This window comes from Pseudoalteromonas sp. MMG013 (assembly GCF_018100885.1).
GTDB lineage: Bacteria > Pseudomonadota > Gammaproteobacteria > Enterobacterales > Alteromonadaceae > Pseudoalteromonas > Pseudoalteromonas aurantia.
Genome location: NZ_JAGJEE010000005.1, coordinates 196,166 through 209,608, shown reverse-complemented (window position 1 = coordinate 209,608; position 13,443 = coordinate 196,166). Strand labels below are relative to the sequence as shown.

The 13,443-nt window shown below is 38.5% G+C and carries 10 protein-coding genes; 6 read left to right on the top strand and 4 right to left on the bottom strand.

The window, feature by feature from the left end; translation table 11 throughout:
• The first annotated feature begins 98 nt into the window (after positions 1-98).
• A complete protein-coding gene (locus J8L98_RS07585; RefSeq protein WP_210995930.1) occupies positions 99-992 on the top strand; it encodes a fibrinogen-like YCDxxxxGGGW domain-containing protein in 894 nt (297 codons plus the stop codon).
• A gap of 194 nt (positions 993-1,186) precedes the next feature.
• Here the strand turns inward: J8L98_RS07585 and J8L98_RS07580 are convergent, their stop codons facing one another.
• Positions 1,187-1,999, bottom strand: coding sequence for a sulfite exporter TauE/SafE family protein (locus J8L98_RS07580; protein WP_210995929.1), 813 nt, complete (start codon positions 1,997-1,999; stop codon positions 1,187-1,189).
• A 676-nt stretch (positions 2,000-2,675) separates the two neighbouring features.
• Here J8L98_RS07580 and J8L98_RS07575 point away from each other — a divergent pair.
• From J8L98_RS07575 to J8L98_RS07560, 4 genes are all read left to right on the top strand, one after another.
• Positions 2,676-3,650: a DUF1852 domain-containing protein gene (locus J8L98_RS07575; RefSeq protein ID WP_210995928.1), complete on the top strand. Its 975-nt coding sequence runs from the start codon at positions 2,676-2,678 to the stop codon at positions 3,648-3,650.
• A gap of 108 nt (positions 3,651-3,758) precedes the next feature.
• Complete coding sequence (locus J8L98_RS07570; RefSeq protein ID WP_192506430.1) at positions 3,759-4,787, top strand: methionine synthase; 1,029 nt, start codon at positions 3,759-3,761, stop codon at positions 4,785-4,787.
• A gap of 862 nt (positions 4,788-5,649) precedes the next feature.
• Positions 5,650-6,087: a hypothetical protein gene (locus J8L98_RS07565; protein ID WP_210995927.1), complete on the top strand. Its 438-nt coding sequence runs from the start codon at positions 5,650-5,652 to the stop codon at positions 6,085-6,087.
• A 678-nt stretch (positions 6,088-6,765) separates the two neighbouring features.
• On the top strand, positions 6,766-8,124 hold the full coding sequence (locus tag J8L98_RS07560; protein ID WP_210995926.1) for a hypothetical protein: 1,359 nt from the start codon (positions 6,766-6,768) through the stop codon (positions 8,122-8,124).
• A gap of 337 nt (positions 8,125-8,461) precedes the next feature.
• Here the strand turns inward: J8L98_RS07560 and J8L98_RS07555 are convergent, their stop codons facing one another.
• From J8L98_RS07555 to J8L98_RS07545, 3 genes are all read right to left on the bottom strand, one after another.
• Complete coding sequence (locus J8L98_RS07555) at positions 8,462-9,184, bottom strand: hypothetical protein (protein WP_210995925.1); 723 nt, start codon at positions 9,182-9,184, stop codon at positions 8,462-8,464.
• A 677-nt stretch (positions 9,185-9,861) separates the two neighbouring features.
• Positions 9,862-10,506 (bottom strand): AraC family transcriptional regulator, encoded by a 645-nt coding sequence (locus J8L98_RS07550; protein WP_247682466.1) that lies wholly within the window; start codon positions 10,504-10,506, stop codon positions 9,862-9,864.
• A 386-nt stretch (positions 10,507-10,892) separates the two neighbouring features.
• On the bottom strand, positions 10,893-12,416 hold the full coding sequence (locus tag J8L98_RS07545; RefSeq protein WP_210995924.1) for an EAL domain-containing protein: 1,524 nt from the start codon (positions 12,414-12,416) through the stop codon (positions 10,893-10,895).
• Between the two features lie 301 nt (positions 12,417-12,717).
• Between J8L98_RS07545 and J8L98_RS07540 the strand changes: the two genes are divergently transcribed.
• Positions 12,718-13,443 carry a transporter substrate-binding domain-containing protein gene (locus tag J8L98_RS07540; RefSeq protein ID WP_247682473.1) on the top strand — a complete coding sequence of 242 codons (726 nt, stop codon included), beginning with the start codon at positions 12,718-12,720 and terminating at the stop codon, positions 13,441-13,443.

Here is a 13,443-nt window from a genome sequence, read left to right as displayed (position 1 = left end):
TATAATAAAAAAACACAAAAGGACTTTAAAATGAAAAAAATCTAGCTTTATCTAGCTTAATATTACTTTCCACACCTTCCGCCTATGCCAAATTAGATATGACTGCGACCCCTCATGACAACGCACCAATTGTAAGTGAAAGTGGTGGTCGCGTATATTTCTCTAGCTCAATTGGAAACAATGAAGGTACTGTAAAAAATATAAAGTATTATGATTATATAACTTTTCCTAATGGGAAGATTTTATCTCGCTCATCTCCTAAGAAAGTATCATTACTACCCAATGAGAATTTTGAAAAGTCTACCGGCTATATTACTGTTCCTGAAAATTTTGGGTTGGGTATATATAAATATGTTTTATCTGCTTACGACGAAGACTCGGGTGAAATCAGCAATACACAATTTAGTTTTGCCAAGCAATCTTCCATCCCTAAGCATAAGTCATGCAATGATATTTTGCGATCTGGAACCAGTATTGATGATGGCACATATATAATTGATGTTGATGGTCCTGAAGGCCCTGCATATGAAATATCTGTATATTGCGATATGACAACGAATGGAGGTGGTTGGACGCTCTTTGCAAATGACAGACTGGCCACGCCACTCAATCCAACTCACACCGTAAACTATGATAATGCAGGAGTATTAGAGGATATTTATTGGCAAGCATTAAAGTCGGGAAGATCTTCATTAATGGTTGAAGAATATCGTAGCTTTAACTCCTCCCCAAGATATCAAAGCTTTATAAGTATAAGCAAAATAAGGAGCTCGTTAGCTGAATCTTTGGAACCTAAAAACAGCGCAAGTGTAAACTTGTTTGGTACTTCTTACAATGATAATGCGGCATTAATTCTCTCTAACAGCTCAGCTTTAGGAACTCACTCTAAAATATTTACAGGTATAGTTCCAGGTATAACATTTGACAGGTCCTATTACCCTACCTCTTCATATGGAAGAACGATAAGCCATATGCGCGTTTATATTCGCTAAAAACCATTAATAAGGCTTCATGTTAATATTGAAGCCTCATCATAAAACCATTAAAACCTACAAACAAAAAAACAGGAAAAATAAATATAGAAAATAATAAAACCTAACAAATTATTCCCAGAACAAAAAACCAAACCATAGAATAAAGATGAAATTATAAATAAAAATCCCCACCCTTACTTATTTTTAGCCTCTTAACTCAATATCATATTTGCCGCCATAATGACCAACAACCCCGCGAAAATCTTCTTTATTGTCGGCACAGGTAAATGATTCGTTGCTTTTGCGCCAAGAGGCGCAGTAAACCAAGACGTACACACGATTCCCAATAAAGCCGGTAAATAAACAAATCCTGCAAAGCCATCTTCCAATGAGAAGTGTGTGCTACCAGAACTGATATAACCTATCGAACCAAACAATGCGATAACAATCCCGCACACAGACGCACAGCCAATGGCCTTTTTCATATCCAGAGAAAAGAAGGTCAATAAAGGGACTAACAATGCGCCACCACCAATACCGATCATGGCAGATAGCCCACCGGTAATCGTGGTAAAAATGGTTAACATCCCTTTATTTGGTATTTTCCGCGTTTTAGCTGTGTCTTTTTTAGTGCTGCTTACAAACATTTTTACCGCAATGAGTACCACACTGACAGCAAAAATGATGCGAACAGCTTGCTCTGGTAGCAGCGCAGCCATAAAACCGCTGATCAGCGCGCCTAGCGCAACACCTGTCATGATCCAAGGCGCTAAATCCCAAGGGACATTCCCATTTTTATGATGTGCTATTGCAGAAGAAGTCGAGGTAAACAATATCGATGCCAATGACGTCGCGATTGCAACGATAACCACTTGCTCCGGTGGTAAAACCGCTAAGTAGAGCAAAATACTGCTCAGTATTGGTACAATAACCAGCCCCCCACCAATACCTAGCAACCCAGCAAGAAAGCCAACCCCGCTCCCGAGTATGGCACAATACACAATCAACAATATTAATTCACTCATTCCATTCATCTCTAATTATAGTTCAAGGGCAATCACGCAACATGACTGTGCTCTTTAGCGGCAAACTCAGTATGAGGCTGGTATCACAATTTACGAAACATGCGGCCAATCATAAACCTTTTCGTAAACTATCAGATTATCATCATGAAAATGATTCAAGACATAAACACCTCGACCAACACCATGTAAGCCAACTATGGCGCTTAAGTTTTATCCTCAGCTCACCACATCCATTTTGAGTATATCAATATATCTAAGGCCCGATTTAACATTTGATTATGATAACTCTTGAATTTTATTAATGTTTCATATGAAAAAAACACAATATGGATATCTAGCCATCTAAACACCCAGACTTTTGGGTGGTATTTTAATGTTTTAACACTCAGTTTCATGCGTATTCTGGATGACCTTTTTCGATTTAGTTGCACCTTGAATATGACTCATGTTGTATCTGAAATTAAACCATTTTTCTTCATGCATCTAAGCACGTATAAATAGTGCCATGCTCTTAACGCAAAGCAAGACAACCGTTGATGCTCAATAAGGCACATACGCTAAATAGAACACACGGTTTAAATTACTCGCTGATTAAATCAGATTGGTAGATTGGAAAGCACGACAAGAGCAATCAACTAATTCAGGTTTTATCTCAAAAATTGGATACCAGATTATCATGAACAAAGAATTTACATTTACGATTAAGAGCATAAGTCTCGACGAAAATTATCATCCTTCAGACAATACACGTATTACCACCAACTTTGCTAACTTAGCGAGAGGCAGCCACCGTCAAGCAAATTTACGAAATGCATTAAAAATGATTGATAATAGTTTCAATGCCTTAGCTAACTGGGATAATATCAAAGGAGACCGTTACTCTGTTGAACTAGAAATCGTTTCAGTAAACATGGATATTGAAGGCGGAGGTGAAACTTTTCCGTCAATTGAAATACTGAAAACGCACATCATTGATCACAAAACCAATAAGCGTATTGAAGGCATTGTCGGCAATAACTTTTCTTCATATGTGCGCGATTACGATTTTAGTGTATTGTTACAACAACATAATAAAGATCAGCCTCAATTTAGCATTCCTGACAATTTCGGCGAGCTACACGGCAAACTTTTTCAGTACTTTGTGAATTCACAAGTGTATAAACAAAATTTCAAAAAACTGCCCGTGATATGCCTCAGTGTGTCTGATAACAAAATCTATCAGCGTACAGAAAATCAACACCCGATTTTAGGCGTTGAATACCTGCCAAATGAATCATCTCTGACTGAGCAATACTTCAAAAAAATGGGTTTGCAGGTGCGTTACTTCATGCCGCCAAACAGTGTCGCCCCTTTGGCTTTCTTTTTCTTTGGTGACTTGCTGAATGATTACACCACGCTTGAACTGATTAGCACCATCAGCACCATGGAAACGTTCCAGAAAATCTATCGACCTGAAATCTATAACGCCAATGCGGTCGCTGGTACGTCTTACAAACCCAACTTAAAGAATTTGGACCATTCACTCACTCAAATAATTTATGACCGAGAAGAGCGCAGCAGATTGGCAAGTGAGCAAGGTAAATTTACTGAAGAACATTTCATCAAACCACACCAAAATGTGCTTGAGCAATGGTCTGCCAACTATGTGTAATTAATATACATAGTTGATATATGAAATAAGTACATGCAGCAGTTACGTGGCAATACTCTTGAAAGTAGCCACGTTCTATCATCAATAAAATATACGGCATCATTTAACATGAAAACATTACTACCGACTTCAACTGCGGGCAGTTTACCTAAACCTTTGTGGCTTGCAGAACCTGAAACATTATGGTCTCCTTGGAAATTGCAAGACAACGAGCTCATTGTTGGCAAACAAGATGCTTTGCGATTGTCATTACAAGATCAACAACACGCTGGGATAGATATTGTCAGTGATGGCGAGCAAACCCGTCAGCACTTTGTGACAACCTTTATTGAGCACCTCAACGGCGTAGATTTCGAAAAACGTGAAACCGTTAAAATACGCGATCGCTACGATGCGAGTGTGCCAACCGTTGTTGGCCCTGTTAGCCGCCAAAAATCCGTTTTTGTTGAAGATGCCAAATTTTTACGTCAGCAAACCAAGCAACCCATCAAGTGGGCATTGCCTGGCCCGATGACCATGATAGACACCTTGTATGATGCCCATTATAAAAGTCGCGAAAAGCTGGCATGGGAATTTGCAAAAATACTCAACCAAGAAGCCAAAGAGTTGGAAGCTGCAGGTGTCGATATTATTCAATTTGATGAACCCGCATTTAACGTATTTTTTGATGAAGTCAATGAATGGGGCATTGCCACATTAGAGCGCGCCATCGAAGGGTTAAAATGCGAAACAGCCGTGCACATTTGTTACGGCTATGGCATTAAAGCCAATACAGACTGGAAAAAAACACTTGGGTCTGAATGGCGTCAATATGAAGAAGCGTTTCCAAAACTACAAAAATCAAATATCGATATTATTTCATTGGAGTGTCACAATTCTCATGTGCCTATGGACTTGCTTGAACTCATTCGTGGCAAGAAAGTGATGGTCGGTGCGATTGATGTGGCCAGTAATACGATTGAAACACCAGAGGAAGTCGCAGATACACTCAGAAAAGCCCTGCAGTTTGTCGATGCCGATAAACTCTACCCATGTACAAACTGTGGTATGGCCCCTCTGTCGCATACCGTCGCGAGAGGAAAGCTGAACGCGTTAAGTGCTGGTGCCGAGATCATCAGAAAAGAGTTATCGGCTTAACGATACAACTTAGCAATACAACTTAACTAACCTCAGGTTTGGATAAGGGTTTTGGCATAAAAATGTTTTGAAAGCAAATTTACGTACAATCCAATGATGATATTTTGTTCAATATCAAGGCGCTTTTATGTAGTAATAGCGGGCTATTACAAATGAAAGCAATGCCGAGAGTGAGAAAAATAGCTTTATTGGGCAAATTCGCTTATCCAGAGCTGAGGTTACTTAACCTCAGGTTTGGATAAGGGTTTTGGAATAGAAAATGTTTTGAAAACACACTTACGTACAATCCAATGATGATATTTTGTTCAATATCAAGGCGCTTTTATGCAGTAATAGCGGGCTATTACAAATGAAAGCAACGCCGAGAGTGAGAAAAATAGCTTTATTGGGCAAATTCGCTAATCCAGAGCTGAGGTTACCAAATACCGCTAAACCCTGTTTTATATGTATTTCTTCAACAGGCTCAACGTGAAAAGCATGCGTTGGGCCTTATCAAGGCCATATAGCCGTCGTTATTCTATACACGCTAATCTGAAAGCTCATTCCCACTTCATTTTCGGCCCGTCAATATCAATAGCATCACCAGTAGCTCTAGATTAAACAATGATATACGCACTGCTCTAATAAGGCTTTTTAGCACATTGATGCCTTTATCTTCCTAGATACTTGAGCCTATAATAAGCGAAATTTTTCAACACAATCATTTCAATAGCAATACCGGTTGCATACCTTAAAAACTTTCTCCAATCACCAAAAAACAACAATTTAGTATTCAACACCTCATAAAGCACAAGCTAGAAACCAGCAATTGACAAGAAAAGGGACGGATATTACATTATTTCAAAAATCAAAGAGGAACATCGTGCTTAAAATTATTTTACTCAGTACGTTAACGTCTTTTGTACAGTTCATTATTTTTACGTTTTTTGACTATCTGGATACAGATAATGTCGATCTTCTCTATTCACTTAATACAAATATCTTTAAAATAACGGTGTGGTTTTTCGTTACAATCTATGCCCTGCGCTGGGTCACTCTAAACAAGCAAGCACCGTTTGTTCATAGGCAAAGTGCTCATCGCTTTAAAGTCATGCACACTTTGCAAGTGGCTGTTATCACATTTTTATTGGTTGGCGTTACCAAATATGAGCACGAGTTTGGTCAAACGCTGGCCTTTTCTTCATGGTCAGACTTGTTCTTGTGGCTGAGCGTAGAACCCCTGCCATTCGTCATCTGTTACTCTATTGCCGCTTGGTATGGTGCAAATACGCTTATACAAAAAGATAAAACTAAAGAATAAATCGCATAGCTTACGTTCTTAAGGGTGCTCAAAGCGGTGATCATATTATAACTAGTCGCTTTAGCCTTCATTAAAAGGAAAGCTTTCACTAAAAACTAAAGTAAAAACAACGCAAGACTAAGTGATGATAGTGTACCCGCTGATTTGTAGTATGACATCATACCACACACATAAAATATCGCGCCGGTGCACGCTTTTATACAGTAGCACTCTCACTCACGTATATACTATGAGCATGACCTTTGACATAATTTTTATCGGTAAACCTCCATTTAAATTAATTACTGTTTAGTTAACGCCTTCAATAACGCCCCTCTCAGAAGTGCCTAGAATAAACCAAGCATCCCTTACACCTACAAAGAAAAATCTCAAATTAACAGTTACCCCCTTATTTTATTCGAGAGATTATGGAGATTAAGTCTTCCATCAATATCGGTTTTTATTTCAACACCAGTAAAAGAACGGTTAACCAGAGTACAGCCACCTTATTACCTATAAAATCAACTTATACTAGATTATCACTTCCTAGCCCAGTTACAAAAAATATAATAAAAAATTAAAAATCAACATTTAAAATGGGAAATATACTCTCTATATTTTCAGTTTATGCACATTACCTAATTCAAAGTAATATGCTTTTATAGATGAGTCAAACCGACATTTAATAAGGATTATTATATGAAACTTTCAAAAATAGCTTTATCTATTATTCCATTCGCTTTGCTAACTCAAGCAAATGCAACTGAACATAACTTGCAAGTTGCCGGCGAGGTTTCACTGTTTTCACCACCTCAGATTATGATGCGACCCGCAATTGCTCAAAGCTCACTTGTACAAAACAAAAAACTTAGTAGAGCGGCTATTAATGCGCCGCCACAAGCCATCACTCCTGTCTGCCCAACACTCGCAACCGGTAACCAATACACTCTTAGCGGTGCGTCAGCTGGAGATGTAATATGCTATCACTTTGAAATTACGCAACGCAGCAAAACAACAGCTCTCCTCTTTGGTCAAACAGGCACTTCAAATATTGATTTGAGTATCATTAAACATAATGCTGATAATACCTTTACTGCACTCGGTCAAAGTACAAACACAGGAACTGATGATGAAGTCGTCGTTACGCTCACTGAGCCAGGGCACTACTATTGGTATATGGAAGTGGCTGAGTCAGATGGTTCGGCGTTTAACGTTGGTGCGAGTGTCACAACTCAGTTAGACAGCTATGAATTTAACGACACGGTAGCAACAGCAACACAATTATCGGCAGGACAAAATTTGATTCAAGGCAACATGGATAGTTTAAATGATATCGACTTGTATCAATTTACTGCTGTTAATGGCCAAAACTTGGCGCTTCGATTCTTAGACAGCAGTTCTGATGAATATATTTTTGAGATTTATAATGGTGGTTGGGTGCCTTTATCAGCCAACGCTATACATCCAATCTCAGGGCTGCAGCCAAACCAAGTAATTACTTTAAGAGTAAGAGCGAATACTGCATTACCGGTAAATAGTGCCAATCAATATACTTTATCTGTTCAATCTGTAGTGGCCTCATTTAGTAGCCATAGAGTATCCGGTGAAGCGAATGTTAATCGTATTCCATATTCATCACATAATGATCCATACCTAACCACTCAGGCTTATAGAAACCTTAACTGGGCTCTCACAATCAATGATTCAACGGGGGCACCTATTGAAAATGCAAAGGCGAAATTAGTACGGCTGACAACGGATGGTACTGAAGATTATACTGCAACATCGAATGCAAGTGGCCAAATATCCAGCAGCATTAGTTTAGGTACTTGTTCACCAAATAGGCATGGCTTAGAGCACACCGAATATAGCTTTGGGTATCGTAATACTTGGCGTTCAGATGTTGAAGTTGGCGCGTGGAGGATTGAAATAGAAACCAACCTAGATGCAGACAATAATGGTACGATGGATACAATAGGCATCGGTGGTGATAACGTACCCTGGGTTTTTCTTGGCCACATCTGCGATCAAGATTTAATTTCCAGCGTAAAATCATAATTATAAAGTACAAGTTTTGGTCTGCTATTACTTAGCCGACCATTACTCACATTCAGACATACCTATTTCAAATTACTTACAAAACCTCCAATGACCCCCTAGAATCACTGCGTTCACGACTATGTTCCAGCCGTTTATCACTATAAATGATTAAGATTTAAACCTAATAACACAGGTATCAAACCATCGACGGGAATATTTTTTATGCTCAATATTACGTATTGAACTTCGATAAAGTCAGCCGAGCCTATGACCGGCAAAGCATTTGCCAATAATAAGCAACATGTTCTCTTAATTCAGATTCAACCTTGAGTAGAATAAGTTATAAATCGGCGCTTTATTCTGCATATGTCGCTTGTGCTTTAGCACTCAATTGCGCCCCCATATTATCGATAAAACCAAACAGGTTTAAGTTTTCACCAATACTATAATTCGACTGTTCAAAAGATTTTTGTTCTTCCATCAATGAACGCATATCAACGAGATCGGAAAAATTCTTCTCATTAACATCATATTTGCCCCAATACTGACTTGTGGCATTCTTACTGGGCCCTCGCTCAAGTTCAGTAAACTTTAAAAAACTATCTTTTACCTCATTAGCAAATTGAACTAGTGTTTTATTCGCGTTCAGTTTTTCTTCAAGATAAGACACCTCGTCCTCACTTAATTGCCCTGAGACCGCAATAGCGCCACTTTCATTAACCGAAAATCCCCAATCTTTCTCTGCTAACTGCGGGGCGTCACTCGCTAGTTCATGCATAAACTGATTGTATTGATCAGCAAGCTTATCCGCAGCTTTAAACATATCACCATTGAAATATAACTGAGAATAGGCCTCATTCAGCCTTGCACTGGTTTGCTCCGGCTCTTCAATAAGCGTTTGCGCTTTCCCAACTATAACTGGGCGGCGATAAGTAGAGGGTGGTTGCTGGTCGTTTTCTTTATGATACACATCAGCAATCGGTAAGGGTTTATTCGACTCAACATCATTCACAAGCCGCGCTTTACTATCGGCCGTTAAAGTATTAACTATAGGAATAGCTGCAGTATTTACTTTCATAAAAAAATATCCTTTTCTTAGTGAGCTTACTTAGCAATCGGCAGGTTATAATAAAAGTTTAGTTCAATCTATAAATTACATAAAATAAACATTTAAGTTAGCTTTACAGCTTGACACGCAACTATCGAAACTAACCCAAAAACAACAACAATCGATATTATGTAATTGACACACTCCCTCGTCTGACCTTTATCGAAAACATACACATACTAATTGAAGTTTCTCAATATGCCGTTACCAGCCAATATAAAGCCTGCAACACTGTCCGATTGGTGAATTGATAAATAAAATCGACTAACGATTCTTAACTTTTCTTTATTGCCTCTTTCTGTTTCCTGATTTACAACATTTTAATTTCACGCTTAGAGAAAATACGTCTTGGTTCGCCAATTTATAATAATTTTTGGCGGCGTGTTAATACCTCCACCTTAAATATATCTCTAATCAAGTACGATATATTGACCTAAAATAGCTTCCAATTTCTAACCCCACAAGGTTGCACAATTAAATAAAAGTTACACCTAAGCAGCAACACATCGAGTCGTTTAATTTCTAAAAATCATTCAAAAAATAGTAAGTAAACTCCCCCAAACATATTGCCCTCTTAAAGTACTCACTTTTTAAATGATGCACCAGATCACATCAAACATACTTGTTCAAAACAGATCTGCTTTCTTTTAGTTCAATAAATTGCGATAGGCTGATGGGCTACATCCTGCTACCTTTTTAAATGCGGTATTAAATGTCGATTTAGAGTTAAAGCCCACATCTAAGGCAATATTAGTCACGAGTTTCCCCTTATCTTTCAATTCAGCTTTTGCTTCTTCAACGCGAAAACCATTCACGAATTGGAAAAAATTAGTCTGTAAAAGCTGAGAAAGAGTTTCTGATATATGGTTTTCGGTTTCAGCAATCGATTCTGAGAGCTTCTTTAAAGATAAATCATTGTGCAAAAACAACTTATCTTCTTTCATCGACAGCTCAAGTTTTGACGCAACCCGTTGCATTTTTTCATCGCTGAGTAACGCCGTTCTGCCTTGATTCGCACGCGGTAAGCCTTTATCTGCGCTATGCAGACTCCTTTGACCCAAGGCCTTTTGCACAAAAATAGCCAGTGCAATCACTTCAAAAATAGGCAATACAATACCTGAGCCAAACCAATGCCACCCCAGCGCGCCTAAAGCAAACTCAACAGCATACATAAACCAGACAGCGCCCCAAATAAGCAATACCGTGCTAAACCACCCCACAGCTCGTTGCTCAATGTCAGAAAAGCGTTCCATCAATTGCTGGCAATGCCTATTGTGAAGATTAAACGCCATTGCTAAAAATAAAGCCGTAAATGCGATAAAAACAAAACTTAAATTTCAAAGATTTACAAAAACAGTGCGTGACGCGATAAATAGAAAACCTAGGCCAATCGGAAATGTATGATATCGAGGTATTCAGCCAAGTTACTTCGTAACTTGGCTCAGCTGTAGAACGAATCGCTAAAAACGAGCCACTTAATACTAACGAACCTCAGCTCTGGATAAGCGAATTTGCCCGATAAAGCGACTTTTCTCACTCTCAGCGTTGCTTTCATTTGTAATAGCCTGCTATTACTGCATAAAGGCGCCTTGATATTGAACAAAATATCATCATTGAATTGTACGTAAGTTTGTTTTCAAGACATTTTCTATTCCAAAACCCTTATCCAAACCTGAGGTTAACTATGTTTCATCGTAATGAGGTTTTTAGCTACCTTTTTCCACTCCACCAGTTCATTGAACGGCATGGGTTTGGCGTAAACATAGCCCTGTATTTTATAGACGCCGTGCTTGGCCAAATATTCCACTTGCTCATTCGTTTCAACCCCTTCGGCAATGGTCTTTTTAGAAGAAGCCTCAGCAAACGCAATAATTGACGAGAGTACCGAGCTTTTCATATCATCGGTGCCAATCACATCAACAAACATTTTGTCGATTTTAATCGTGGAAATTCCCAATTCTTGTACGTACGAAAATCCACCATAACCAGTCCCCGCGTCATCAAGTTTAAGCTCAATACCCATCTCGTAGAATTTAGATAAAGTCACTTTAGCTTGCTGTAAGTCTTCAATTTTTCTGCGCTCCGTGATCTCCAACGATAAATTGTTAAAACTCCAGCTATCATCTGTTTTTAAAGATAAAATATAATCATATAAATCATTACTATAAAGATGTTCAGGCACTATATTCACACTCATAAACTTATCAGTGTCAGCCCAGTTCAACTTTTTAATATCACGCACAACTCGGTAAAGTAACTGCTCGGTAATTGGAATGATAAGGCCAGAATCTTCTGCAAATGGAATAAACTGATAAGGCGGAATAACCGTGCCATCTTCTTTTACCCAGCGTACTAAAACCTCGCAGCCCACTATTTTTCCCGACTTAGAGTGTAAAATAGGCTGGTAATATGGCTTAAACTCATGCGCTTGCAGTCCCTGCTTTATCAAAGCTTCCATAGTTTGATTCTGACTTAACAACCATTGCATAGCAAAAACCAGTAATAACCCTAAAGTTGCACCAATGCCTAAACTAATCGCACCACTCCAATGCTCTACAGGCGATAAATAGTTTTTCGACACCGACAGTGACAAAGAAAATGGATATTTATCTGAATAAATAAAAGAAGACAAAGCCAAGTCGTTTGTTTGACTATCAATATCACTCACCAAAATATCGAGGTTATTCAATTGAACTTTTAATACAGCACACTCATCACAAAATGCCCGAGGGATATGAATAGGCTCTATATCGGCAATGAGTTTGTAATTAGGAGCTGTATTAATCACAGCAAGGTCATGAGTATGGGTAATATTATTTAACTCAGAGCCAATAAACACGTTATCTTTCAGAGTATGCCAAGAGTCTTCTTCGCTTTGTTCAACCGCCCTGCCATGACTTGAACATTGTTTGCCACTTTGTGTATGAATCTCAAATAAGCGCACATGCGGACTTGTAAATGCCGCCCGCTGCATTTTCGTAATATCAGATGCTGAACAATCAAAAGTGAGATCTCGCATAAACTGCTCATTCATGTCAATCGCTTCTCCCACATGCGTTTCGAGTTTTTCTAGCAAGAACTCCAACTCAGAATCAATCGCATGCTTAACGTAAAAACTCGCAATGTGGTGATGAAAAGTTAAGGTAATAGTAATACACGTTAACAATAATAAAGCTGACGCCCATGGACGTTGAAATTTCATAAAACTACCTGCTGTTACATTATGATGTGCTTTTAGGAGGTTACATCATATGGTTGTCTAGAATATGAAGGAGGTCAACATTTAAAGGCGGCAGTTGCAATAAAAACAAGGCTGACACCTTTCATTTTTTCTATAGCGGCGCTTAAAAAAAATGAAAACCGTTGCTGCTAACGATCGTCCTTAAAACGCTAAAGTTCAATGATGCAAGAAACCGCATCAATCATATAAATCTCACCACTTCTATAGGTTTAACTACAATAAATAGTACCCTTGATCCAATTAAGGTCATTTAACCGTGACAATGAGAAACAAATTATTTGTGCTTTCTATTACACTCTTCAGCTTTAACGTTACGACCAGCGCTGAATCAATCAGAGTCGTGACAGAGCACTTCCCGCCTTTTCAAATCAGTGAGCAAAACAAACCTGTTAAAGGTGTGGCAGTACGACTAGTGAAAAAAATAATGGCTGAAGTCAACTTTAATGCGCCCATTGAAGTATACCCTTGGGCAAGGGCTTACAAGGTCGCATTAGAGCAACCGAACGTGCTTATATTCTCCATTGCAAGAACAAAAGATCGTGAGAAACTTTTCCATTGGATAGGTTCGATAAGCCCCCTTAAAGGGCATATATGGACACTGAAAGAGCATTCACATGTCAAAATTAACACCATTGACGATGCCAACCAATACTCAATCGCTGTAACCCGAGAAGACAGTACCCACCACTATTTAAAGCAAAATAACTTAGACAAAAATTTGGATCTATACCTAACAACGACCAACAAACAAAACATAGAAATGTTGTTTTCTAAAAGAATAGATTTAATTATCGCCACTGATGCAATGATCAAAACTCACCTAGAAAGCTCTGACCTTCAGTACGAATTATTAAAGAAAGTGTTTACTTTTAATCCAAATGAATTCCAACTTTATATCGCCATGAGTAAAAGCACTTCTCCTCTGTTAGTTCAGCGCTTTAAAGCCGCTTTTGAAAAAATACAAAACCACGTAGATATCAATAAATAG

What these genes read in the sequence shown, in the direction of transcription:
- J8L98_RS07545 (WP_210995924.1), bottom strand. Translation starts at nt 12,416, where the DNA reads ATGAAATTTCAACGTCCATGGGCGTCAGCTTTATTATTGTTAACGTGT.
- J8L98_RS07580 (WP_210995929.1), bottom strand. Translation starts at nt 1,999, where the DNA reads ATGAGTGAATTAATATTGTTGATTGTGTATTGTGCCATACTCGGGAGC.
- J8L98_RS07585 (WP_210995930.1), top strand. Translation starts at nt 99, where the DNA reads ATGACTGCGACCCCTCATGACAACGCACCAATTGTAAGTGAAAGTGGT.
- J8L98_RS07560 (WP_210995926.1), top strand. Translation starts at nt 6,766, where the DNA reads ATGAAACTTTCAAAAATAGCTTTATCTATTATTCCATTCGCTTTGCTA.
- J8L98_RS07570 (WP_192506430.1), top strand. Translation starts at nt 3,759, where the DNA reads ATGAAAACATTACTACCGACTTCAACTGCGGGCAGTTTACCTAAACCT.
- J8L98_RS07550 (WP_247682466.1), bottom strand. Translation starts at nt 10,506, where the DNA reads ATGGCGTTTAATCTTCACAATAGGCATTGCCAGCAATTGATGGAACGC.
- J8L98_RS07555 (WP_210995925.1), bottom strand. Translation starts at nt 9,184, where the DNA reads ATGAAAGTAAATACTGCAGCTATTCCTATAGTTAATACTTTAACGGCC.
- J8L98_RS07540 (WP_247682473.1), top strand. Translation starts at nt 12,718, where the DNA reads ATGAGAAACAAATTATTTGTGCTTTCTATTACACTCTTCAGCTTTAAC.
- J8L98_RS07575 (WP_210995928.1), top strand. Translation starts at nt 2,676, where the DNA reads ATGAACAAAGAATTTACATTTACGATTAAGAGCATAAGTCTCGACGAA.